General features: G+C 29.0%; 27 protein-coding genes. 23 read left to right on the forward strand and 4 right to left on the reverse strand.

Annotated elements, in window-relative coordinates:
• Positions 1-25 precede the first annotated feature (25 nt).
• From clpP to tlyC, 5 genes are all read left to right on the forward strand, one after another.
• The gene (gene clpP / locus GQX97_RS05975; protein WP_157151745.1) at positions 26-655 is read left to right on the forward strand and encodes an ATP-dependent Clp endopeptidase proteolytic subunit ClpP; all 630 of its coding nucleotides are present in this window, start codon (positions 26-28) and stop codon (positions 653-655) included.
• A 570-nt stretch (positions 656-1,225) separates the two neighbouring features.
• Entirely contained in the window at positions 1,226-1,984 is a 759-nt protein-coding gene (locus GQX97_RS05980) for a PhoH family protein (protein ID WP_157151048.1), read from the forward strand.
• A 23-nt stretch (positions 1,985-2,007) separates the two neighbouring features.
• Positions 2,008-4,386: an HD family phosphohydrolase gene (locus GQX97_RS05985; protein WP_157151049.1), complete on the forward strand. Its 2,379-nt coding sequence runs from the start codon at positions 2,008-2,010 to the stop codon at positions 4,384-4,386.
• A gap of 2 nt (positions 4,387-4,388) precedes the next feature.
• Positions 4,389-4,850, forward strand: coding sequence for an rRNA maturation RNase YbeY (ybeY, locus tag GQX97_RS05990; protein ID WP_157151050.1), 462 nt, complete (start codon positions 4,389-4,391; stop codon positions 4,848-4,850).
• Positions 4,816-5,667 carry a hemolysin C gene (gene tlyC / locus GQX97_RS05995; RefSeq protein ID WP_157151051.1) on the forward strand — a complete coding sequence of 284 codons (852 nt, stop codon included), beginning with the start codon at positions 4,816-4,818 and terminating at the stop codon, positions 5,665-5,667. Before ybeY ends, tlyC begins: the two co-directional genes overlap by 35 nt.
• Positions 5,668-5,742: 75 nt before the next feature.
• Here the strand turns inward: tlyC and purF are convergent, their stop codons facing one another.
• Both purF and GQX97_RS06005 read right to left on the reverse strand, forming a co-directional pair.
• Complete coding sequence (gene purF / locus GQX97_RS06000) at positions 5,743-7,134, reverse strand: amidophosphoribosyltransferase (RefSeq protein WP_157151052.1); 1,392 nt, start codon at positions 7,132-7,134, stop codon at positions 5,743-5,745.
• Between the two features lie 82 nt (positions 7,135-7,216).
• Positions 7,217-7,726 (reverse strand): hypothetical protein, encoded by a 510-nt coding sequence (locus GQX97_RS06005; RefSeq protein WP_157151053.1) that lies wholly within the window; start codon positions 7,724-7,726, stop codon positions 7,217-7,219.
• A 236-nt stretch (positions 7,727-7,962) separates the two neighbouring features.
• Here GQX97_RS06005 and GQX97_RS06010 point away from each other — a divergent pair, with 236 nt between their 5' ends.
• The 7 genes from GQX97_RS06010 to GQX97_RS06040 all read left to right on the forward strand — a co-directional run bounded on the left by GQX97_RS06010 (position 7,963) and on the right by GQX97_RS06040 (position 13,386).
• Positions 7,963-9,318, forward strand: coding sequence for a signal recognition particle protein (locus GQX97_RS06010; RefSeq protein WP_157151054.1), 1,356 nt, complete (start codon positions 7,963-7,965; stop codon positions 9,316-9,318).
• Between the two features lie 22 nt (positions 9,319-9,340).
• A complete protein-coding gene (rpsP, locus tag GQX97_RS06015; RefSeq protein WP_157151055.1) occupies positions 9,341-9,706 on the forward strand; it encodes a 30S ribosomal protein S16 in 366 nt (121 codons plus the stop codon).
• Positions 9,707-9,733: 27 nt separating this feature from the next.
• On the forward strand, positions 9,734-9,976 hold the full coding sequence (locus GQX97_RS06020) for a KH domain-containing protein (protein ID WP_008726607.1): 243 nt from the start codon (positions 9,734-9,736) through the stop codon (positions 9,974-9,976).
• Entirely contained in the window at positions 9,973-10,482 is a 510-nt protein-coding gene (gene rimM, locus GQX97_RS06025) for a ribosome maturation factor RimM (RefSeq protein ID WP_157151056.1), read from the forward strand. The genes GQX97_RS06020 and rimM overlap by 4 nt, the downstream gene beginning before the upstream one ends.
• 516 nt (positions 10,483-10,998) lie before the next feature.
• Complete coding sequence (gene hslV, locus GQX97_RS06030) at positions 10,999-11,529, forward strand: ATP-dependent protease subunit HslV (RefSeq protein ID WP_013244233.1); 531 nt, start codon at positions 10,999-11,001, stop codon at positions 11,527-11,529.
• Positions 11,530-11,532: 3 nt separating this feature from the next.
• Positions 11,533-12,894, forward strand: coding sequence for an ATP-dependent protease ATPase subunit HslU (hslU, locus tag GQX97_RS06035; RefSeq protein ID WP_157151057.1), 1,362 nt, complete (start codon positions 11,533-11,535; stop codon positions 12,892-12,894).
• Between the two features lie 18 nt (positions 12,895-12,912).
• Entirely contained in the window at positions 12,913-13,386 is a 474-nt protein-coding gene (locus GQX97_RS06040) for a bacteriohemerythrin (protein ID WP_157151058.1), read from the forward strand.
• A gap of 57 nt (positions 13,387-13,443) precedes the next feature.
• Here the strand turns inward: GQX97_RS06040 and GQX97_RS06045 are convergent, their stop codons facing one another.
• Positions 13,444-14,967 (reverse strand): YifB family Mg chelatase-like AAA ATPase, encoded by a 1,524-nt coding sequence (locus GQX97_RS06045; protein WP_157151059.1) that lies wholly within the window; start codon positions 14,965-14,967, stop codon positions 13,444-13,446.
• Between the two features lie 172 nt (positions 14,968-15,139).
• On the opposite strand from GQX97_RS06045, the gene GQX97_RS06050 reads away from it, so the two are divergent.
• The 10 genes from GQX97_RS06050 (at position 15,140) to GQX97_RS06095 (ending at position 23,039) form a co-directional block, all read left to right on the forward strand.
• Positions 15,140-15,679, forward strand: a complete 540-nt coding sequence (locus tag GQX97_RS06050) for a hypothetical protein (protein WP_157151060.1) — start codon at positions 15,140-15,142, stop codon at positions 15,677-15,679.
• 218 nt (positions 15,680-15,897) lie between these two features.
• The gene (locus GQX97_RS06055) at positions 15,898-16,638 is read left to right on the forward strand and encodes a basic amino acid ABC transporter substrate-binding protein (protein ID WP_157151061.1); all 741 of its coding nucleotides are present in this window, start codon (positions 15,898-15,900) and stop codon (positions 16,636-16,638) included.
• Between the two features lie 35 nt (positions 16,639-16,673).
• Positions 16,674-17,411, forward strand: coding sequence for a basic amino acid ABC transporter substrate-binding protein (locus GQX97_RS06060; RefSeq protein ID WP_157151062.1), 738 nt, complete (start codon positions 16,674-16,676; stop codon positions 17,409-17,411).
• Positions 17,412-17,451: 40 nt separating this feature from the next.
• On the forward strand, positions 17,452-18,165 hold the full coding sequence (locus tag GQX97_RS06065) for an amino acid ABC transporter permease (RefSeq protein ID WP_157151063.1): 714 nt from the start codon (positions 17,452-17,454) through the stop codon (positions 18,163-18,165).
• On the forward strand, positions 18,158-18,886 hold the full coding sequence (locus tag GQX97_RS06070; RefSeq protein ID WP_157151064.1) for an amino acid ABC transporter ATP-binding protein: 729 nt from the start codon (positions 18,158-18,160) through the stop codon (positions 18,884-18,886). The genes GQX97_RS06065 and GQX97_RS06070 overlap by 8 nt, the downstream gene beginning before the upstream one ends.
• 153 nt (positions 18,887-19,039) lie before the next feature.
• A complete protein-coding gene (xth, locus tag GQX97_RS06075; protein WP_157151065.1) occupies positions 19,040-19,825 on the forward strand; it encodes an exodeoxyribonuclease III in 786 nt (261 codons plus the stop codon).
• Positions 19,826-19,911: 86 nt separating this feature from the next.
• Positions 19,912-20,244 (forward strand): STAS domain-containing protein, encoded by a 333-nt coding sequence (locus tag GQX97_RS06080; protein WP_157151066.1) that lies wholly within the window; start codon positions 19,912-19,914, stop codon positions 20,242-20,244.
• Between the two features lie 16 nt (positions 20,245-20,260).
• Positions 20,261-20,581, forward strand: a complete 321-nt coding sequence (locus tag GQX97_RS06085; protein ID WP_157151067.1) for a YggT family protein — start codon at positions 20,261-20,263, stop codon at positions 20,579-20,581.
• A gap of 31 nt (positions 20,582-20,612) precedes the next feature.
• A complete protein-coding gene (locus tag GQX97_RS06090; RefSeq protein ID WP_157151068.1) occupies positions 20,613-22,754 on the forward strand; it encodes a tetratricopeptide repeat protein in 2,142 nt (713 codons plus the stop codon).
• A gap of 78 nt (positions 22,755-22,832) precedes the next feature.
• Positions 22,833-23,039 (forward strand): DUF1858 domain-containing protein, encoded by a 207-nt coding sequence (locus tag GQX97_RS06095; RefSeq protein ID WP_157151069.1) that lies wholly within the window; start codon positions 22,833-22,835, stop codon positions 23,037-23,039.
• A 105-nt stretch (positions 23,040-23,144) separates the two neighbouring features.
• Here the strand turns inward: GQX97_RS06095 and flgN are convergent, their stop codons facing one another.
• A complete protein-coding gene (flgN, locus tag GQX97_RS06100) occupies positions 23,145-23,654 on the reverse strand; it encodes a flagellar export chaperone FlgN (RefSeq protein ID WP_157151070.1) in 510 nt (169 codons plus the stop codon).
• 155 nt (positions 23,655-23,809) lie between these two features.
• Between flgN and selD the strand changes: the two genes are divergently transcribed.
• Positions 23,810-24,874 (forward strand): selenide, water dikinase SelD, encoded by a 1,065-nt coding sequence (gene selD / locus GQX97_RS06105; protein ID WP_157151071.1) that lies wholly within the window; start codon positions 23,810-23,812, stop codon positions 24,872-24,874.
• Positions 24,875-25,323: the final 449 nt, after the last annotated feature.

The raw sequence follows: 25,323 nt of genomic DNA on the forward strand, positions 1-25,323 counted from the left end.
TTAGATAATTTAAAAAGGGTTTATGATGAATAAATTTGATAGAGTTGACAAAAAATATATAGAAAAAAGCTATATGACTATACCTTATGTTATAGAACAAACAAGCAGAGGCGAGCGTTCTTATGACATTTATTCAAGACTTTTAAAAGATAGAATTATATTCTTGGGCGGAGAGATTAATGATGATGTGGCAAATGTTGTAATAGCTCAGTTGTTGTTTTTGGAATCAGCTGACCCCGAAAAAGATATTTCTTTATATATAAATAGTCCCGGAGGAGTTGTTACTGCTGCTTTGGGTATGTATGACACTATGCAATATGTAAAGCCTGATGTTGCTACTTTATGTGTTGGTCAGGCTGCTTCTGCTGGTGCTTTACTTCTTGCAGGCGGTGCTAGCGGTAAGAGATTTGCTACTGTAAACTCTAGAATTATGATACACCAACCTTCCGGCGGTTCTAGAGGTATGGTTACTGATATGGAAATACAATTAAGAGAAACTATCAGATTAAAAGCTATATTGAATGACATATTTGTTAAGCATACTGGTCAGGAACTTAAAAAACTTGAAGCTGATATGGATAGAGATTATTTTATGAGTGCCGAAGAAGCTAAAGAGTATGGCATTATAGATAAAGTTTTCTCAAGCAGAGAGTAATTTATATACAAGTTTTTTATTGTATTAGAAATTTAATCAAAATTTAAAACCTTTTATAATTATATATTCTCCATTAATTATAATATGATGCTGTCAGAGTCTCTAAAATATGAATCTTTGATTTTAACAAGTTTGTAATTTTCAAATTAAAAATATTGAGGCTCTGATAAACATTAATAATTTTTTATTTTCTTCACTAACAACTTTAACAACTTTGCATTCAAAAGTAAAATATAATATATCTTTATAATAATAAAAACAAATTTGTTTGCTTATTTTACAAGCTAAATTTTAATATATGTAATGTTGACAATAATTAATTTTTTTGTACTATATATAATACAATAAGAATTTAAGGATAAAAAGATAAATAAAAAAAGATTAGACAATAAAGTAAAGTTTAAAGATTATGATGCATATATTTCTATTTGCGGTGCAGAGGATAAAAATCTTCAAGCTTTAGAGAATAAATTTAATGTTTCAATATATCCGAAAGGAAATGAATTAACTATAGAGGGTGATTATTCAAATATAGAAGATACCCTAAAGGTAATATATATACTTAAAGACATGTATATCTCTAATACAGAAATTTCTTTAGAAAAGGTTATTAATATATCGGACAATGTATTTAAAGAGCGTGAGAGTTCTTTAATTAATATGCGTATAAAATTGCCATACCTTGGAAGAAACATAGAGATGAAAACCATATCTCAGGGTGAATATTTAGAGAAGATGATTTTTAATGATATAGTTTTTTCTACAGGTGCTGCAGGCACTGGTAAAACATTTTTATCTGTTGCTTATGGTATAAGTTTGCTTGCAGAAAATAAAATTGAACGTATGATAATAACTAGACCTGTTGTTGAGGCGGGGGAGAGTTTAGGATATTTGCCGGGTGATTTTAAAGAAAAGATTTCTCCGTATATGAGACCTGTATATGATGCCTTGTATAGTCTTTTGTCTAGTGATATAATATTAAGATACACAGAAGAGAACAAAATAGAAGTAGCTCCTTTAGCTTATATGAGGGGAAGAACTTTAAGCAGGGCGTTTATAATACTTGATGAGGCACAGAATACTACGGTTGCTCAGATGAAAATGTTTTTAAGTAGAATAGGTGAAAAGTCTAAGGCTGTTATTACTGGAGATATTACTCAAAGTGATTTGCCTAAAAATGTAAAATCTGGTTTGGAGCATTCTATTAAAATATTAAAAAATATAGAAGGTATAGCTTTTCATCATTTTGATAAAAAAGATGTAATAAGGCATAGGTTGGTTTCTAAGATATTAGAAGCTTATGATAATGCTGATAACATAAAGATGTAAAAATTATATGGATAAAATTTATTATGAACACGAATAAAAAAATTATTAAATCTATAATCAATAAAACTCTTAATATGGAGAGAGTATTTCAATTGTTAATAGCATTAGTTTTATATGTGGTAACATTATTATTGGTATTTCCAAACTATATGCAAAAAATTACAATACCATCTATTGGCGAAACTGTAAAAGAACCATTAATTGCTAAAAATAATATAAAATATAAAAATGTAGAAGAGACTCAAAGATTAATAGTATATTTACAAGCCAATGTAAGACCTATATTTGAGATGCCTGAGAGTATAGAAAAAGAGTCATTATCAAAAGTGAGCAATATGTTTAACTTTATTAGAAGTTTTGATACTAATAATACTTCTTTTGATGAGATATATAATGCTGTAACATCAGAATATAATTTAAATATTAATAAAACTATTTTTTCTAATGCTCTTATTAATGGAGATACTGTTGAATATGAATCTAAAGTAGTAGAGACACTTGATAGTTTATTTAATGTTGGCATAATATCCAAAAGAAATTTAACTCCTGAAACTTTAAGACTAATACTTAATAACGGAATATTTATTTATAAGTATAATGATTATGTTGTTGAAGAGAGAATAGCGGCAAAAAACAGGATATTCTTTTTAGAGAATTTAAGAAATGAAATTAGCTCTATTTTAGGCAATAGATATAATGATTTGAATGTATTTCATATCAATACAATATCTTCTATTATCAATGCTTTTTTAGTAGATAATTTAATTTATAACTCTGAAAGAACTCAAGAAGAGATAAATAAAATTCCATTATCTGTAGAGCCTATATATACAACAATAAAGTCAGGTTTTCCTATTTTAGAAGAGGGAGAAAGAGTTACAGAGGATAAAGTAAAGCTTTTAAAATATATATTAGATAATAGCAGCTTTCTTGAATATAATATAAGAATATTAATAGGACAGGCATTATTTATATTAATGTTATTTAGTTTTATTGGATACATTATATTTAAATATAATATAGATTTCTATACAAACTTTAAGAATTTTATTTTATTTGCTTTAGAATATTTGCTTATTATGTCTATAGCATATTTTATAAGTAATTATGTATCGGATAAACTTATAAATATACCTTCTTATATATACATTTTTATACCAATGTTTTCTATGCTCAATACTTTACTTGGTGCAAGAAGAGGAATTTCGTCTATTGTAACTGTATGTATAACTCTTTTAGCTGCAAATATGGTTCAGGCCGATGTGTATGAGTTTTTCTCACTCTTTGTAATATCCATGATAACTTCTGTTTCTACAAAGAAAATCACTAACAGAAATGGAGTTTTATGGTTAGGTATTCAGATTGGTGTATGTTTAAGCATAGTATCATTAATTAATGCATTTATTAAAGACGATTTTAGTTTTAATTATATGCTTTTTGTATTTGCTTTTGCAAGCGGCTTTATACAGGCAATACTTGTTATGATTATTCTTCCTATTTGTGAGTATTTACTCGAAACTGCTACAATATTTAGGCTTCAGGAATTGGCAGACTTGAACAACCCTCTTTTAAGACAGCTTCAAATTAATGCACCGGGTACTTATCACCATTCTATTAATATGGCTAATTTGGTAGAGACAATTGCAGATGAGATTGGAGAGGACGGAAGATTAGCCTGCGTATCTGCATACTATCATGATATAGGTAAAATAGAAAACCCATTATATTTTATAGAAAATACAAATAGAAATGATAATAGACACAATAAATTAAAACCAACTTTATCTGCTGCCATAGTAAAATCGCATGTTCGCTTTGGTGTGGAGATAGCAAAAAAATATAGGCTTCCAAAAGAGATAATAGCAGCCATAAAAGAACATCATGGTACTAGCTTAATAAAATATTTTTATGCAGATGCTCTAAAAGAAGACCCAGATATAGATGTGAGTTTATTTACTTATGGAGGTCCAAAGCCTCAATCTAAAATTACTGCTATATTAATGATATTAGACTCAATAGAAGCGGCAAGCAGAACAATAGACACTCCTACCAGAGAAAAATTAGCAGCCCTTATAGACAGCATAGTAAAAAGTAAAATGACAGAAGGCGAATTAAATGACAGTGGACTTACATTGCAAGACATTGAAACAATTAAAAGAATAAGTTTACAAAAGATTTTAATTTCATTGCATGAGAGAATAAAATATCCAGAGCTTCCAAAAGACATAGGAAAAGAGAATAAAGATAATAATAAAAACGAAAAAAATGAAAAATCAGAAAATACTGAAAAAAATACTAAAACAGCAGATGTTAAAAAAGTTTCCAAAACCAAAGAAAGACTTATTAAAAATGTAAACACTAAAAAAGAAGCTATTAATAATAAAGATAAAGTAAAGAAATAGGTATGAAAAAGGTTAATGTTTTTAACAATACTGATTATGATATTAATCTAAATATTTATAGATATTTTTTAAGCCATGCTGTAGAAGTTGCTAATATTGATGGTGAAGTAAATTTAGTTTTTTCTAATGATGATTACATAAGGGGCTTAAACAAACAATTTAGAAATAAAGATAAAGCAACCGACGTATTAACTTTTCCTATGGGAGAAGCTAATGAGGGAGGTGATATTGTTATTTCTTATGAGTGGGTTTTAGATAGATATAATGAAGATAAAATAAAAATGACTGTTATAAAATTAATAGTTCATTCTATACTTCATTTGAAGGGTATACATCATAATTATACAGAAAAATCTCTTAAAAAAAATTATAAAAAAATGAGAGAATTATATAAAAAAATAATTGAACATATAAAAGGGAATTATAATAATGCCGCTAAAAAAGATATTAAAAAAAATAGTTAAAAAAAATAAGGATAATTGTAATGACAAGAATCATTATATTAATTTAAGCTTATTAACAGAAGAAGAGAGAGAGATTGTAATAAACACTATTGAGCTTAAAAGCAAGAATGTAAAAGATATAATGATACCGAGAGTTGATGTAAATATGCTTCATATAGATACAAGCTATGAGAAGGTTATTAAGGCTTTTAATAGAGATAGAAACTCTAGGATACCTGTTTATAAAGATGGCATAGATGATATTGTAGGAGTGCTCTATGTTAAGGATTTGGTAGATATAGATGAAAAAACTTTTAATTTAAAGAAGATAATACACAAGGCTTTTTTTGTTCCTATATCTATTTCTCTTATGGAGCTTTTGAAGAATTTTAGAACTAAGCAGATACATATTGCTATGGTTGTTGATGAGTATGGCGGATTTTCTGGTATTGTTACTATGGAAGATGTACTTGAGGAGATAATAGGAGATATTAGAGATGAGTTTGATGAGGACGATGATGATGAAGTAAAAAGTAATGATGACGGAAGTTTTTTAGTTGATGCTAGAATGAGAATAGAAGAGATAAATAAATATGGAATATTTCCAGACATACCAGATGATGATGCTGACACGGTTGGCGGATTTTTATTTTCTTATCTTGGAAGGCTTCCAAAGAGAAATGAGGCTATAAAATATAATGGTTATTCTTTTACTGTTGTTGGAAAGAGCGGAAATATTGTTACGAAGATTAGAATAGAAAAGTTAAATAAAACTAGCGAAGAGGCAGAAGAAGATAATAAAGAAAATGAAGATAATAAAGAAAATGATGATATATAAAATTTAAAACAATATTTTATAATAACCAAAAAACTATAAATAAAAATATAGTATTATATAATAATTATTTAAATATTATTCTTTAGGTATTGATGTTGGATATTCTCCGTTAAAACAGCCTATACAATAGTTAGTGCCGCCTAAAGCTTTAAACATGTCTTCTATAGATAAATATTCTAAAGTATCAGCATTAATTTCTTTGCGAATCTCTTCTACAGAGAGTTTTGCTCCTATAAGTTCTTTTTTGGAAGATATATCAACACCATAGTAACAAGGATTTTTTATAACAGGCGAAGCTGATCTAAAATGCACTTCTTTAGCACCTGCTTTCCTTACTATATCAATAAGTATTTTGCTTGTAGTGCCTCTTACAAGTGAGTCGTCTATTAATATAACTTTTTTTCCATCTATTAGATGTTTTAGAGGATTGAATTTTAATTTAACAGTTTCTTCTCTGCTTGACTGCTCTGGCATAATAAATGTTCTTCCGATGTATCTGTTTTTAACCAAGCCGATGCTATAAGGTATACCGCTTTCTTTGGCAAAACCTAATGCTGCAATGGTTCCAGAGTCCTGTACACCTATTACAATATCAGCATCTACAGTATTTTTTTTGGCAAGTAAAACACCTGTTTGAAATCTTACATTATATACATTAATACCATCTATATTACTTTCAGGTCTTGCAAAATATATATGTTCAAATGCACAAGGGAAATGTTGTAAATTATTATTTCTATATTTTATAGATTGAACACCATTATCATCTATAATAACCATTTCACCGGCTTCTATATCACGCACAAATTTAGCACCAACAGCATCTAAGGCACAAGATTCAGAAGCCAAAAAATAATCTCCATTAGAGTTAGTACCTAATGATAAAGGACGTATTCCATACGGGTCTCTAATTCCAATTAATTTGCCGTCTACAACTATAACTAAAGCAAAAGCCCCTTCAATTATATTTATAGTTTCTTTTATTCCGTCTATAAAATTATTAACAGTTTTTCTTGCTATTAATTTAATTATAACTTCACTGTCAGATGTAGCATTAAATGTAGCACCTTCATTTTCTAGTTTTTCTCTTAATTGATATGCATTAGTAAGATTACCATTATGTGCTATGGCTATTTGACCCAATCTAAATAAATTCTCAAGAGGCTGAGCATTTTCTATTCTGCTTTCTCCTGTAGTAGAATATCTTACATGTCCTATAGCAATATTTCCTTCTGTTTCTTTTGGTATATTTGTAGAAAATAAATCTGAAACAAGTCCCATAGATTTATAAGTAAATAAATGTTTATAATTTGATATTGTTATTCCTGCACTTTCTTGACCTCTATGCTGAAGAGCATATAGTGCATAGTTAAGAGTTTTTAATATGTCTTTTTTTATTTCTTTTGAGTATATACCAAATACTCCGCATTCTTCTTTAGGTTTGTCGCATTTAAAAAATTTGTTCATATATTAATTCAACCAAGTTTTATTTTTTGATTAGTATATATTATAATTAATTAGTTTTTTACACAATAGTCATTAAGGAATTTTATTGTATAGAAGTTGTCTCATTAGTTTGGGTTTGTTTGTTTATAGCAGTTTCTGGTACTTTTGTTCTTTCTTCTCTTTGATTTAATGTTGTGATAGTTACTCCTTCTATTGTGGCTTTTGTATTATCTTCAAATATGATCATGTAATTAAACAAAGTTGTAGAGTTTTCTTCATAAGAAGTGAGATATGATATTGTATAGTAGTGTATATTATTTATTATATCTTTATATATATTTGATGCTGGTATATTATCTTTATCTATAGTTATTGATCCGTCTGCATTAATAATAACAGTTATATCTTTTTTTTTAACAGTTTCTTCTGTATTTTCTTCATCTCCTGGAGGTTTTGGCATATCAGGTATGTTTGGATTAGTTTCTTCTTCTATTATAATAGTTCCAAGCCAAGTTCCTGCAAACCTATTATCTACACCTGTGCCTGTAATGTTTTCTAATTTACAGCTAATTAGTATTGATGTAAGAATAATTAGTTTTAATATATTTTTCATAATTTGTATTAATATCGACTTTTTTTATTTTAATTTTTAAATATATATAATTTTCATTAGTTTGTAATTAAAATATATAAAAAATTTGTTTTATATGTTAGATAATATTTTTAAAAGGTGAAAAAAACATTTTAAGTAATAGTGGTTAGTATGAATTTATCCGAAAGTTATTGACTTTTTTATGCTTTTATTTTAGAATAGCTATGCATAATTTATTGATTTATTGGTGTTTTTAAATGTTTGATAATTTAACAAAATCTATATCTAACGTGTTTTCCAAATTACGTGATAAAAGAGTCTTATCTGAAAAAGATATAGAAGATACCCTCATAGGCATAAAAGAAGCATTATTATCAGCAGACGTATCTCTAGAAGCAGCCGATAAATTTTTAGAAGAAGCAAAGAAAAGAGCTATAGGCAAAGAAAGGCTAGAAAATGTAGATCCCGCTAATCAATTTGTAGCTGATGTCCACGATACGTTGGTTTCTATGATAGGTGAGGGTGAAAGCGGTCTTAAATTAGAACCAGTAGAAAAAACTACAGTTACACTTCTATTTGGTTTACAAGGTTCTGGTAAAACAACAACTTCTGCTAAATTGGCTAAATATTATAAAGATAAAAGAAGAGTTTTTCTTGTTGGTCTTGACGTGCACAGACCTGCGGCTATGGAGCAATTAGCAGTATTAGCTAAAGAGGTTGGTGTTCCTTGTCATATAGATACTAAAGAGAAAAAGCCTTATAAAATATTAAAAAGAGCTATGTCTATCGCTAAGAAAGAGCAGTACAATATGATTATTGTAGATACTGCTGGTCGTTTAGAGATAGATGAAGAGATGATGCTTGAGCTTAGGAGAGTTGTTAATTCTGTTGATGTTACAGAAAAATTACTCGTTGTGGATTCTACAGCAGGTCAGAGTGTGTTTGATGTTGCTAAGAGTTTTCAAAGTAATATTGGCATAAATGGCGTAATACTTACTAAGTTTGATTCTGGTGTTAGAGGCGGTGCTGCTTTATCACTTCGTTATGCAACAGGTTCTTCAGTGAAGTTTATAGGTACTGGTGAGCATTTAGAAGATATAGATGTATTTGATGCAAAAAGAGTTGCAGGTCAAATACTTGGAATGGGTGATATAGTAAAACTTGTTGAAAAAGCTCGTGCTGCTATAAGTGAGAAAGAAGCTCAGGAAATGCTTCAAAAAGTTATAGAGAACAATTTTGATTATAATGACTTTTTGAAACAGATAGATGCTACGACCAAAATGGGCGGTATATCTAAAATGACTTCTATGATACCGGGAATGGCTAATGTAGATAATGAATTGATAAGCAGAGAAGAACAGAAGTTTGTAAAATATAAAGCTATTATACAATCAATGACTAAAAAAGAGCGTCTTGCATTATTCCCTTTGAACAATTCAAGAAAGATGCGTATAGCTAATGGTAGTGGTCAGAGTATTTATGATGTAAATCAGTTAATAAAACAATTTACAATGATGAAGAATATGATGGGCAGTACTAAAAAGATGAATAAATTGGCAAAATCCCTAGAGGGCATAGGTATGTCTATAGAAGATTTAAATAAATTAATGTAATAATAATTTGGAGGAAAGAAAGGTGGTAAAATTAAGATTAAAACGTATAGGTCGCAAACATGAACCTCATTATCGTGTAGTGGCAACAGATTCTCGTTTTCCACGCGATGGTCGTTTTATAGAGGAGTTGGGTTGGTTTAATCCTAAGGCTAAAGATGTTTTATACAAATTGGATTTAGAGAACATAAAGAAATGGCTCTCTAATGGTGCACAGCCTACTTATGCAGTTAAGAGTATTCTTATAAAAGAAGGCCTAATGGAAAAAGATAAAGGTGCACCGCTTGACAGAAAACAAAGAAGAGCATTAAAAAATCCTGAGAAGAGACGTAAAAATCGTGCACAAGCTAAGCCAGAGGTAACAACAGAAGAAAGTAACACTGAGGCTTAATATATATTATAATAAAAGGAGTGTGCTATGACGGAAGAAAAAGAGCTTATTGAGTACCTAGCTAAAAAGCTAGTTGATGAGCCTGAAGGGGTTAGTGTTAAAGTAATAGAAGGTGAGAAAAGTACTATTCTCGAACTCAAGGTTAATCAAAGCGACATAGGTAAGATAATAGGTAAGAGAGGCCGTATTGCTCATGCTTTACGAACTATTCTTTTTGCTGCTTCTATGAAAAGCGGTAAACGTGTTATGCTTGAGATTATTGACAATTGAAAATTTTTTATTCAACTATCACTAGTGTGCATGGCTTAAATGGAGAGGTAGAATCTTCTTTTCTAGATAAAAGTTATTTTACCTCTCTTCCTTTTTTAAATAATAATACCAATATATATATTGACAATCAAGAATATAAAATAATAAATATCAAGAAAAAAAATAAATCTTTTGTTTTTAAATTGGAAAAAATAGACAATATTGATGATGCTAAAGCTTTAATAGGCAAGGATATTTATATTGACTATGAGAATCTTCCTTCTTTAGACGATAATAGTTTTTATGAGGCTGAAATTATAGGATACAATGTAATAGATTCTGATGGGAAGTTATATGGAAAAGTAGTAGATTTATATTCTTTGCCGTCTAATTATGTTTTTGTCATTTCTTTAGAAGAGAGTAAACAAGAGATTTCTATACCATTTGTTGGTGCTTATTTCGGAAAAGTTGATAAAGTTAATAGGGTTTTAGAGATTATAGAGAAACCTATAGTTGATGAAGAGTGAATTTTTAAGTATATACTAAAAATTATTAGTTTATCAAAAATATATTTTAAATTTTATTGTTTTCTTCGGGGACTACCCCCTGCGAAGCGTGCCCTAGGGGTACACACCCCCAGTTCTTTTGCTGATAGGCACCTACTCGGTATTGGTATAAAAGAACCAAAAGAACTGCATTTTTATACAAAGATACATATATTATTTCATATTTAATACATATTACAACATATAAAGTTAAAACATTTGCATTTTCGCGAAGCGTGCCCGAAGGGCGAAAACTTTGACGAAGTCCGCAGAGCGAAGGCGGGAAAAAGCTGAATAAAAATTCATATAAAAAATATAATTGTTTATCGTATACTAAAAAACTACACACATTTACAAAAATACATAAATTGACAAAACTCTTTCTTTAAGTATATTATATAATATAAAATTAATTATTCTTAGCTTATTAAAAAATTTGCATTAGAATAGAATATATATTAAAATATATAATAATACTTTGTATGAAGAGGATAGTATATGTTTAAAGGCACTACTATATGTGCAGTATGCAGAGACGGTGTTACTGCTATAGCTGGAGATGGACAGGTTACTTTAGGTGAAACTGTGATGAAGCCTAATGCAGTTAAATTAAGAAAACTATACGGGGGTAAGGTAATATCAGGTTTTGCTGGTTCTACTGCCGATGCTTTTACATTGTTTGAAAAATTTGAAAAGAAGCTTCAGGAGTTTTCGGGGGATTTAACTCGTGCTGCTGTGGAGCTTGCTCGTGAGTGGAGAACTGATAAGATGCTTAGAAATTTGCAGGCACTTATTATAGTAGCTAGCAAAGAGAAAATGTTGCTTCTATCTGGTAATGGTGATGTGATAGAGAGTGAGAATAATATACTTGCTATTGGAAGCGGCGGACAATATGCTAAGGCTGCTGCTATGGCTTTGAGTGAGAATACTAATCTTTCTGCTAAAGAGATAGCTAGAAAGTCTTTAGAGATTGCTTCACAGATATGTATATATACCAATAGTAATATTTCTTTGGAGGTAATAGAATAGATTATGTCATTTGATGCAAAATTAGAAAGTGAGCTTACACCTAGAAGAATTGTTGAGGCTTTAGATCAATATATAATAGGTCAAACAGAGGCTAAACGTTCTGTGGCTATAGCTTTAAGAAATAGATATAGAAGACGTCATTTACCTGAGGAGTTAAAAGATGAAGTTGCTCCTAAGAATATTATTTTAATAGGGCCTACTGGTGTTGGTAAGACAGAGATTGCGAGGAGGCTTGCTAAATTAGTTAATGCTCCTTTTATCAAAGTGGAGGCTACTAAATATACTGAAGTGGGATATGTGGGAAGAGATGTTGAGAGTATGGTGAGAGATTTGGTTAATGCGTCCATATTTGAGCTTAAAACTTCTATGATGAAAGAGGTTGAAAAAGAGGCCACTGATATTGCTTTGGATAAACTTGCTAAGCTTTTACTTCCATCTGTAAAAAAAGAGGATAATGAAATAATATCTGCTGAAGAGGCTGAGAAAAAAAATAATGCTAAAGAACAGATAAAAAAACGCATAGCTAATGGAGATTTTGATGAAAGCTATGTTGAAATAAAAATATCATCTAGTCAGGGCAGAATGTTTGGAATAATACCCGGAATGGGATTTGAAGAGAATGATATGATTCAGTCTATGGTTGGAAGCATTATGCCGCAAAGCAAGAAAAATAAAAAATTAAGAGTTAAAGAAGCTAAGAAATATCTTATAAATGAAGCGTCTGAAAGTTTAATAGATATGGAAAAAGTTACTTCTGATGCTTTGTCTTTGGCTGAAAATATGGGTATAATATTTTTAGATGAGATAGATAAAATTGCTAGCGGAAATAAAACTGATAGTGCAGATGTTGCCCGTCATGGTGTGCAGAGAGATTTACTTCCTATAGTTGAAGGTACAACTGTTAATACTAAATATGGTCCTATAAAAACTGACCACATACTTTTTATAGCGGCTGGTGCTTTTCATGTTAATAAGCCTTCTGATTTAATACCAGAGTTGCAAGGAAGGTTTCCTATTAGAGTTGAATTAAAGGCTTTATCTAAAGAAGATTTTAAAGATATACTTGTTAATCCTAAGAATGCTATTACTAAACAGTATCAGGAATTACTTAAAACTGAGGGTGTTACTATAGAGTTTGAAGATGAGGCTTTAGAAAAAATAGCTGATTTGGCATATAATATTAATACTAATGTTGAAAATATTGGAGCTAGAAGACTTTATACTATTATGGAGAAGGTATTTGAAGAAATTTCTTTTAGTGCTGATGAACATAGCGGCGAATTTATAAAGATAACATCCGATAATGTTAAGGAAGCTGTAAAAGATATAGAAGAAAATAGAGATATTAGTAGATATATATTATAATGAGGAGGTATAATATTTATGAATGATACTGAAAAAAACATTGATGTTGTAGAAGAGGAAAAGGATTCTGAATTATTTATTAAATGGCGTCCTATTTATGAAACTAAGCACAAAATTATAGACAGCCAGCATAAAGAACTTGTTAACATCATTAATGAACTTTATTTAAGTACTATTAATAATAGCAATGATACTAATGGTGCTTTTATTAAGGCAGTAAAAAAATGTATTGATTATACTCAATATCATTTCAAAACAGAAGAAAAGATTATGGATTTAATTAATTATTCTGATGCTGAAAATCATAAGGCTATGCATAAAAACTTTTGTATGGAATTAGTTAATCAAATTAGAAAATATGAAGAGGGTCAGCCTTTCGTTGCTAATAAGTTTTTGAAATATTTAAAAGATTGGTTGTTGGAGCATATTGCTTTTAGAGATAAGATTTTTGTTGATGAAGTTATATCATATTTGAAAAAAAATAATATATAAAAAATTAATAATATTAAACTATTTTAAAAATTAATAATAGTTTAATATTATTTAGCATTAATTGAAATTAAATCTATATTGCAAAGCTTCTGTTATATGTGATGTTTCTATTATATCTTTATTTTCTATATCAGCTATAGTTCTTGAAACTTTCAATATTTTATTATAGCTTCTTGCACTCATTGAAAATTTTTGCATAGCCATATTTAATATATTTTTAGCTTTGCTGTCTAATATACAAAACTTTTCAATATCTCTTATACCCATAGATGAGTTTGAAAATATCTTAACTCCATTTTCTCTAAAGCGTTTCTCTTGTATCTTTCTTGCATCCGTAACTATTTTACGCATAGAAGAAGAACTCTCTCCATCAGCTTTTGAAATCATTTTATCATAATCAACTCCTCTAACCTCTATTGATATATCTATTCTGTCTAATATAGGGCCTGAAAGTTTAGCAATATATTTTTTTCTTGCATTTTCAGAGCATCTGCATGTGTGTTTTTCATCTCCATAATAACCGCAAGGGCAAGGGTTCATAGCCGCAACCAAAGTAAAATTAGCAGGAAAAGAAATACTTCCATTTGCTCTGCTTATGGTAATAATTTTCTCTTCCATTGGCTCTCTTAAAGTTTGAAGAGCTGAGCTTTGAAACTCTACAAACTCATCAAGAAACAATACTCCATTATGTGCTAAAGTAATCTCTCCTGCTTTTATATTTCTACCTCCACCTACAAGACTCACATGAGAAGAAGTATGATGAGGTATTCTAAATGGGCGTTTTTTTACTATAGGCATATTTTTTGAAAGCAGACCATAAGAAGAATATATTTTTGTCACTTCAATAGCCTCTTCAAAAGTAAGCGGCGGAAGTATTGTTGGTATTCTTTTTGCTATTAAGGTTTTACCGCATCCGGGGGAGCCTATCATTATAAAGTTGTGCCCGCCTGCAGCAGCTATCATTGCAGCTCGCTTTGCATATTCCTGCCCCTTTACTTCAGAAAAATCCACAGCTTCATTGTTATCGGATGTAAAATTAAAATTGCCTTTGGATATTATAGCCTCTCTTTTACCTTCAGAAACATCCATTGCTTCTTTTAGTGTTTTTACAGGATATAGATTTATTCCTTCTATAATATTAGCTTCTTCCATATTGTTAAAAGGTATAATAGCATTTTTTATTCCTAGCTCTTTGGCATTCAAAAGCATTGAAAATATTCCTTTTACTTCTCTCACACTTCCGTCTAATGCTAACTCCCCAAGTATTATAGTGTTGTCCATAAAATCAGAAAAAAATAATTGTGCACTTGATGAAAGTATACCCAAAGCAAAAGGCAAATCATACATGCTTCCTGTTTTCTTTAAATCTGCTGGAGCTAAATTAATGGTTATTCTCTTTGGCGGGAAAAATCTGTCGCTATTATTTATTGCTGCAATTACTCTCTCTTTTGCTTCATTAACTGCTTGGTCTGGCAGACCTACCACATCAAACTTCGGCAAGCCTTCTGATATATTTACTTCTATAGTTATTGGTATGCCTTCTATACCATAAAGAGCTTCTGAATATATTTTTGTATGCATAAAACATTACTCCAATTAATTTTTTTATGCATATAGTTAAACAAAGTTTTTATAATTTTAAGCCTAAATTAAGCCTAAAATAATAATAATAGTATTTTATAAATAATATGTTAAACTATTTTTTATTTATTTCGTATATTATAGTATATTTAAATTTGTGGGATAAAAAATCATGACAAAAAATATTACATTAATTATATTATTTTTATTTGCTCTAAATCTATACCCTATAGCTACATCAAAGCAATATGATAATTGGAAAGTAAAAACCATTGTATATGACGGCACAGATAAAAAAACTGTTACAATGTCTTTAAATCTTGATGATAAATTAGAAATATATATAGCTTCAAGACAAGAACAATTAAACATTACAATTACTTGGTATAATGATAAAATAAATAATGATGATGCTGTAATATCATATTATTTTGATAACAAACAAACAACAGAAATAGAACCAATAGTTCGCTCAGAAAAAAATAATTTTGATATACTTTATACTGTTTCGCCTTCATTTGGAATAGTGCAGGAAAATGAAATAATTGAGTTTTTTAAAGATTTAATTAATCATGATACAATGACAATAAAACCATATAGAGAATCAAAAAATATATATAATATAAATTTAAAAGGCATAAAAGAGGCAATAGAATATACAGATTTCTCTAATACTCTTTTTGATAAATATAAAACTCGCATTTTAAAATAACTTGACTTTTTTGTTTGCTGTATTATAATTAACTTCAAATTACGGAGTTATTTTATGATTAACAATTTTTCTAATATAAAAATACTCTCTTTCTTTCAAGTATTAATAAGGCGTTAAGCCTAATTGTCTATTAAAAATCAAAAAAACACATTTTATTAATAAAAAAAATATGTTAATATTATATATCTTTACACATAAAAAATTTAGGAGATAAAAAAATGTTTAAGAAAATAATAATTATTACATCAATACTTTTAATATCTTTAATAGCTTTTATGAGCTGCTCTAAAAAAGAGAATAAACTTTATGTTGGAACTAATGCTGAATTTGTACCTTTTGAATATAGAGAAGGAGACCAAATTGTTGGATTTGATGTAGACTTAATTAATGAAGTAGCAAAAATTATAAAACAAGATATTGAGTTTGTAGACATGGCTTTTGACGGACTTCTTCCTGCTTTACAATCTAAAAAAATAGATATAATCATTGCTGGCATGACAGCAACTGAAGAGAGAAAGAAGTTTGTTAATTTTTCAGAGCCTTATTATAACAGTCAGCAATCTATATTAGTTCATAAAGACAATAATGATATTATTGGCTTTGATAATTTAGAAGGCAAAAATGTTGGTGTTGTATTAGGTTATACAGGGGACTTAATTGTAAGCGAGATGTCTAATGTAAATGCTCAGAAATATGGTGCTACATCAGAGGCTGTAATAGCATTAAAAAGCAAAAAAGTAGATGCTGTAGTTTTAGATTATGAACCTGCTAAACAATATTTTAATCAAAATGATGATTTAAAATTGATTCTTACAGATTCAGTAAATGAAGAATATGCTATTGCTATGAGAAAAGAAGATACAGAATTACTTAAAAAAGTTAATGATGCTTTAAATACTATAAAAGAAAATGGCACTTATGATATGCTTATAGAAAAATATTTTAATGCAGGCTTATAATATTCTAATATAGTTATTAGTGGGAGATTATTTTAATGAAAAATATATTAAAAGTTATTTTATTAATTTCTTTGCTTGCCGTGTTGTCTTGCGGTAAAGAAGAGAGTGATGTTTTGTATGTAGGCACTAATGCTGAATATCCTCCTTTTGAATATTTAGATGAGAACGGAAATGTGGTTGGATTTGATGTTGAGCTTATAAATGAGATATCAAAAATAATAGGAAAGAAAATAGAAATAAAAGATATGACTTTTGATGGACTTATACCTGCTTTAGAGGCAAAAACTATAGATATACTTATAGCAGGAATTACAGCTACAGAGTCAAGAAAGAAAGTGATTAATTTTTCTAAGCCTTATTTTGAATCTCAGCAAGCTATAGTAGTAAAAGAAGATAATAATACTATCACTAATTTTGACAGTTTAAACAATACCTATACAGTTGGTGTTGTATTAGGATATGTTGGCGATGTTGCTTTAACAGAGAGTAAAAAAGTTGATAAGATAGAGAGATTTAATAGAACAGCAGATACTATTGTGGCATTACAAAATGGCAAAATAGATGCTGCTATAATGGATCATCCTATAGCTGTTGGTTATATAAAGAATAATGAAGGCCTTAAAGCTATTAAAACAGATTTATCTATACAAGAACTTTGTATTGGTTTTAGAAAAGAAGATATTAAGCTTTTGGAAGATGTAAATAATGCTTTAGATACTTTAAAAGAAAACGGCAAATATGATGAGCTTGTAAAAAAATATTTTTTATATTAAAGATAAAAAATGCAGAGTTAATTAACGTGAAGGAAAGCAGATGACAGAATATTTAGAGTTGCTTAAAGAAGTATTTATAGCCAATCATAGATATATGTATATGGTTAAGGGGCTTTTATTTTCTATAGGAACTACTTTATTTGCTACACTTATTGGTATAGTTCTTGGTATATTAATTGCCCTTATGCAATTATCACATATTTATCCTTTAAAAAATATTAAAGGGTTTGAGACATTTAATCCTATATCAAAGTTAGCATTTGGGTATGTTAATTTAATAAGAGGTACACCTGCGGTTGTGCAGCTAATGATTTGGGCGAATGTTGTATTTGTGGGGGCTTTAAGAAATACGCCTATACTTATTATTTCTGCTATAGCTTTTGGTATTAACTCTGCTGCTTATGTTGCTGAGATTATAAGGGCTGGTATTGAGGGGCTTGATAAGGGGCAGATGGAGGCTTCTAGGGCTTTGGGACTTAATTATGTTCTTTCTATGAAAGAGATTATTATACCGCAGGCTATTAAAAATATACTTCCTGCTTTGGTGAGTGAGTTTATTGCACTTCTTAAAGAGACTTCTATTGTTGGGTTTATAGGTGGAGTTGATTTACTTCGTTCGGCTAATATCATCACCAGTCAAACTTATAGGGGTGTTGAGCCTCTTATTGCTGTGGGTATAATATATTTGATATTAACTTCTATCTTTGCTATGTTTATGAGAAAGGTAGAGAAGGGGCTTAAACAAGGTGATTAAAGTAGAAAATTTACATAAAAAGTTTCATCAATTAGAAGTATTAAAGGGAATAGATGTTAATGTTGAGAAGGGTGAGATTATTGCTATTATAGGGCCTTCTGGAAGCGGTAAATCCACTTTTTTAAGATGCATAAACAGACTTGAAGAGCCTACCGACGGAAAAATATTTATAGACGGTGAAAACATATTAGACAAAAAAACTGATATAAATAAGATAAGAGAAAAGGTTGGAATGGTGTTTCAGCATTTTAATTTGTTTCCTCATAAAACAGTAATGGAAAACATTATCTTAGCACCAATGAAATTAAAGGGCTTAAGCAAAGAAGAGGCAGAAACTAAAGCACTTGAACTATTACAAAAAGTTGGGCTTGTTGAGAAGAAAGACACCTACCCTAACAAACTTTCAGGCGGACAAAAACAAAGAATTGCTATTGCTAGGGCTTTAGCTATGGAGCCAGAGGTTATGCTTTTTGATGAGCCTACTTCTGCATTAGACCCTGAGATGATTAAAGAAGTTTTGGACGTTATGATAGATTTGGCTAAAGAAGGTATGACAATGCTTATAGTTACTCATGAGATGGGTTTTGCTAAAAATGTTGCAAGCAGAATACTATTTATGAATGATGGTATTATACTTGAAGATGAAAAACCTGAAGAGTTCTTTAATAATCCTAAACATAATAGAACCAAAGAGTTTTTATATAAAGTTTTGAATAAATAATTTTATATTAAATAATATAACAAACATATTAATTTTTTTGTGTGTAGTTTGTACTAAAATCATTTTGAATATTATTTGGTGTATAAAAATTATTGATTTTGACAAATACTAAAAATACTAGTATAATATTAAACAACTTATTAAAGGTAATATATGAGTACACTAAAAATAATTTCATGGAATGTTAATGGTATAAGGGCTGCATACAAAAAAGGCTTATTAGATTTTATAAAAAAAGAAGATGCTGATATAATATGTTTGCAAGAGACTAAGGCTTTTGAAGAGCAGCTTCCTGAAGATTTAAGAAACATAGAAGGATATCAACTTTTTATCAATCCTGCTGATCCTGAAATAAGAAAAGGTTATAGCGGAGTTGCAATATATAGCAAATTAAAACCAAATAAAGAAATAAAAAATAAGTTTGGTTCTAAATTTACAGACAGAGAAGGAAGAATACTTGCTTTAGAGTTTGATGATTTTACTATATTTAATGTTTATTTTCCTAATGGCGGCAAATCTGAAGAACATTTTAATTATAAGCTTTCTTTTTATGATGAAATGACTAAGCATATGATAAAATTAAAAGAGAAAACTAATGTAATATTATGCGGAGATATGAATATTGCTCATGAGGCTATAGACTTGGCTAGACCTAAAGAAAATGAAAAGAGTATTGGTTTTTTGCCTGTGGAACGCGAACGCATAACAAAATTTTTAAATAGCGGTTTTACTGATACTTTTAGAATGTTTGTACAAGAAGGCGGACATTATAGTTGGTGGGATATGAAGACTCGTTCTAGAGAAAAGAATGTGGGCTGGAGAATAGATTATTTCTTTGTTAATAATGAGATATCAAACAACATTAAAAGGGCTGATATTTTAACTGATGTTCTTGGAAGCGATCATTGTCCTATATTAATTGAATGGGATAAAAAATAATTTTATTTTAAACTATATAAAACTATAATATTGATTTTTTCATTATATATAATAAAATTAAAAGATGTATATAAGGAGTAAAAAGAATGGTTAGTACTGTTATAGATGGGAAGACGGCTATTATTAATATAGAGAAGAATATTATATCTGAAAATGTTGATATATTGGAAGAGAAACTTAATTATATAAAAGATGCTGGAATATTAAATTTCGTGTTTGATTTTCATAATATAGATTATATGTGTTCTTCTGCTTTAGGATTAATAGCTTCCACTTTAAGAATATCAGGCGAAAAAGGCGGAAAGGTGTATTTCTGTTCTTTAAGCAGTAAATTAACAAGCTTATTTGAAGCTACAAGATTTCTCACTATAGTAAATACTGCCAAAGATGTTGATGAGGCTTTAAGCAATATCAAATAAATAATAATGAGGGTTTATGTTAATACAGATTATTAATTTTATATATGTTCTTATAATGCAGGCTTTAAGGCTTTATTCTTTTATATGGTTTATATGGATTATTATTAGCTGGCTTACTGCTTTTGGGGCTATACATTTAGATTATTATAACCCAATAGTTAATTTCTTTTATAGAATTACTGATGGAGTTATAGACAAAGTTTTTGGAAACTTTAGAGATAAGCTTATAATAGGTGTGATAGATTTATCTCCTTTAGTATTTTTGCTTATACTTCAAATGGTGATACCTCCTCTAATCACTATGCTTTATAGATTTATAATTCGTTTAATATTATAATTTTATGTTATAAAAAATTGGAACTATTCTTATGGATTCTTTGGAAGATATTAATAGATATATTAATGATGGTGATTATGAAAGAGCCATAGAAGAATTAAATTTATTAATATATGAAAACCCTGATAATGCCAAAGCTTTTTATATGAGGGGTAAGTTTAGGTTTATAGATTTACAAAAAAACAAATACGATTATTCAAGTGCAAATCTTTCTTTAATATATTCAAATATAGAGTATGACCTTCTTCATTCTATAGAGATTGACCCTAATATAATTGATGCCTATAGGGGATTAATGTATTTAAATAGAGATATAGGCAATATAGATAAAGAGAGAGAATATGCTCAGGTTTTATTTGAAAAAGACAATAAAGCTTATGATGCTTTGCTTATGCTTGCTAACAGCTATTTAAACAATGGGGAGAATGCTTCAGATTTTCATCAGGCTATTGGGTATTATGATGATTTTATTGAGAGAGTTGATATTGAAGAGTCTAAGGTTGCGAGGTTTGAGAGGGGGCTTTGCTATTATAATTTAAATATATTAATTAGGGCAGATTATGAGGCTAATGAGCTTATAAAAGATTTTCCTTTTTATGATGAGGCTTATTTTCTAAAGGCTATTGCGTTAGCTAAAAATGGTGTTGATAGTGAGTTTTATTATGATGCTTTATTATTTTTAAATAGGGCTATAGAGCTTAATGATAAAAATTATAATGCCATTTATGAAAGGGCTGAATGGTATTTTAGTAAAGAAGATTATTTGAATGCTATAGAAAATTACAATATATTGCTTGAAACTGACAACAAATATAAATTGGCTGCTTTACTTGGAAAAGCTGAGGCTTTGCATGATTATATTGTAAGCAGTGAATCTTATACAGAAAAAAAACATCTCAATGAAGCATTTTCTTTATTAGATAAAATAATAAAAAACTTTGCTCTTGATAAAAAATATATGAGATATAAATATTATAGGGGTAATTTATATGCTTATATTGGAGAGATTGATAATGCCAAAGCTGAATTTGATGATATATTAAAAAATAATGATGAGTTTAATGAATGGTTTTATAATGATATATTAGAGTTTTGTTATTATAATGCAAAAACAGATGAGGACTACAAAAATCTTATTAAATATTTAAACAAAACAAAAGATATTAGGGCTTTAGTATATAAAACATTTTCTTATTACAAATTAAAAAACTATCAAGAATCAGCATTAGCAGCAAAAGAAATATTGGATAATTTAAATAATACAAATAATAATAAAGAAACTTTTAATAACAATGAAGATATGTATCATTTAAGATATGTATATGCTTTTTCACTAATAGAGACAAAATCTCATGATTATGAAACTATAATAGAAAGCTTAAAAATATCATTAAACAGCAGTGAACTCAATAAAGCTATAATATACAGAAAAATAGCAAAAGTGATGATATATAACATACCTCAAAAATATTATTATGAAGGCATTAAATATTTAGAGATGGCAATAAATATGAATGACTTTTTTGCGTATTATATATATTCAAAAGAGCTATTTTATGGAAATATTTTAACTCCGTCTCCTGAACTAGCAATAGGGATGGCTAATACTTCAATCGATTTACACACTACATTTGAGCCGTCTTATATTATTTTGGGTAGAGCCTACGAACTAGGAAGAGGAATAGAGAAAAACGAAAATAAAGCTTTTGAAATATATTACAAATCTAATGAAATAGCAAAAATGAATAATTATCATTCATCTTGTTCTAAAGCTGCATTGGCTCATTGCTATTATAACGGTATAGGCGTAAACAAAAATGAGGCTTTGGCATTAGAATTAATAAAAGAAGCTATAGACAACCATAGCGAAAATTGTCATGACTATGTATTATTATTGTATGCTTATTTTGCTCTCATTGGCAAAGATGGTTTTAGTTTAGAGAAAGCAGCTTCTATTTTTGATGAGGACATTACATATCATAATAGTTTATCTTTTATTATGACTTTTAAGCGTGTTTATAAGAAGCTTGGTAATAATTCTATGGTAAAAAAACTTGCTGGTATTGAAAAAGAAACCCTAAAAAACACAGGAGAGTTTAATTTAAATTATTTAAGAAAATATATAAAAAACTATAATGAATATTATCCAATAGTATGTTATTATAATAGATAATTATCATTTTACTTTTTGACAAAAAATCATATTATATATATTATATAGAAACTAAAAAATTATAAGAGAGGAAAAATTATGATAAATAAAACTATGAGTATAGGGGAAATTATACAAATATTTCCAGATTCAGTAGAGATTATGATGAGCTATGGTCTTCATTGTGTAGGATGTCATGTTGCTAACTGGGAGAGTCTTGAAGAAGGATGCCGAGGTCATGGTATGGACGATGCTAAAATAGATAATTTAGTTAAAGAAATAAATGAGAGATGCTCTAAAAACTAATTTATTTTTTAATTAAAATATTTTAACTAACTAATTAAAGATTGAAAATAAAAAAAGCTTCGTATTGACAACGAAGCTTTTTTATATTATTTAATTTTATATTATTCACACTTGTTTATTTATAAGTACAGATAATTTTTTATTAAGTAAATGTTCTTTTCCTTTGTTATTGTAGCCTATCTTTTTACTTTCATTTAATACTTCTTTCATATCTGTAAAAAAGTCTAATGCCTCATCAAACAATTTTGGTGCTAATTTATTTAGATGTTTTAATCTAGCCATTAAAGTTACAAGCTCCAAACGAAGTGATGAAATTTTTGATGTTTTGTTTAGAGGTATTTTTCTTATTATATCAGACAAAGTAGCTGTTTGAGAAAGGTGAGGGAATTTATTTAATATTATCAAATCTGTAATATTTTCTCTTAACTTTCTTAATTCATTAGCTTCTTTCATTTTTTCATTTTGATGATCGCAATACATATGCACATCTTGAAGTCTTGTATCTATGATAGAGTTTACTTTTCTCTCTTCATCTTCTAATATAATTTTGTAGACTTCTATTTCTTTATTAAGAATTATTTCAATTTTTGTAAGTTCTTCATATAAGTTAAACATAAAATACCATCCCTTAATTTATATAATAATTATCGATATTTAAAAAATTTACTTTACATAATTTTTTAAATAAGTGTAATAATTAAGTATTATTAGTTTTATTTTTTTGTAAATGTATTATAATTATAATTAATTATTTTAAGGATTTTTATTTTATGGAAGATATTAAAAAAGAAGAAGAAAAAATTGAGTTATTATCTTGTGCTTTAGAGGGCGGATGTTCTGCCAAAATTCCGCCTGATTTGCTTGAAAAAACATTATCACCTCTATTAAAAACAAAAGTGGATTCTAATTTATTATCTGATGTTGATATAGGTGATGATGCAGGTGTTTATAAGATTTCGGATGATAATGCTATTATATTTACAGTAGATTTTTTCCCTCCTGTTGTTGCTGATCCTTATTTGTTTGGTGAAATTGCTGCTTGTAATTCTATAAGCGATATATATGCTATGGGAGGAGAGCCTAAGTTAGCTTTAAATATTACAATGTATCCAAAAGAAAACTCTCTTAATACGCTTGCAACAATATTAAAAGGCGGACAGGATAAGGCTACAGAAGCAGGAGTGCTAGTTGTAGGAGGGCATACTATCACAGATACAGCAATTAAATATGGAATGGCTGTTATTGGTTTTGCTAATCCTAATAATATTACTACAAATGCTGCTGCTAAAGATGGAGATATTATAATACTTACAAAGCCTCTTGGTACTGGTTGTTGTTTGGCTGCTATGAGACAGGGTTTAATAAAAGAAAATGCCATTACTGATGTATTTAATGCTATGAGCACTTTAAATAAAAAAGCTTGTGCTATAATGAATAAATATAAAGCAAAATGTGCTACAGATATAACAGGTTTTGGACTTGCAGGACATGCTTATAAGATGGCTAAGGCTAGCGATGTAACTATAGAGATAAGTACATCAGCTTTACCTATGTTTAACAAAACTTATGAAGTGTTGGATATGGGATGTATACCGGGAGCTGCTTTTACAAATATGCGTTATGTGGGGGAAAATATTTTAGTTGATGAGAATGTGGATTATAGTTTAAAAATGCTTGCTTTTGACCCGCAAACAGCCGGCGGATTATTTATATGTGTAGATAAAGATAATGCTGAGAATATGCTTGCTGATTTATGGCGTGAGGGCATAGACTGTGCTAGCATTGTTGGAAAAGTAACTAAAAAGGATAGAGAATATATACATCTTACTAAATAACAAATTAAGTTTTTTTGTTTGTGGTGGCTTTGCCCCCTGCGAAGCGTGCCCGAAGGGCGAAAACTTTTTGCTACGGGAAAAAGTTGAATAAAAAACTTATATAAAAGGTATAGTTATTTAAAAATATACTGAAAAATTTTAACTTTATTTATTTTATTATTTGCAGGGCTTTGCCCCGTACCCCACTTCTTTTGCGACCGAAGGGAGTGCCTTTGGCCCGCCGCAAAGAAGCAAAAAGGCTGCATTAAAAAACTAGTTTTAAAACATATCCAAAATCAGATATTATTTTGTATTAATACATATTCCAACATATAAATTGCACTTTTTGGTTCTTTGACGAAGTCCGCACCGCGACCGAAGGGAGTCCTTCAGGGCGACCGAAGGAAGTGCCTGCGACTGAAAGAAGTACCTTTAGGTATGGGTGCGAGCTGCTGGAAAAAGAACAAGTA

This window comes from Brachyspira sp. SAP_772 (genome assembly GCF_009755885.1).
Lineage (GTDB): Bacteria > Spirochaetota > Brachyspiria > Brachyspirales > Brachyspiraceae > Brachyspira.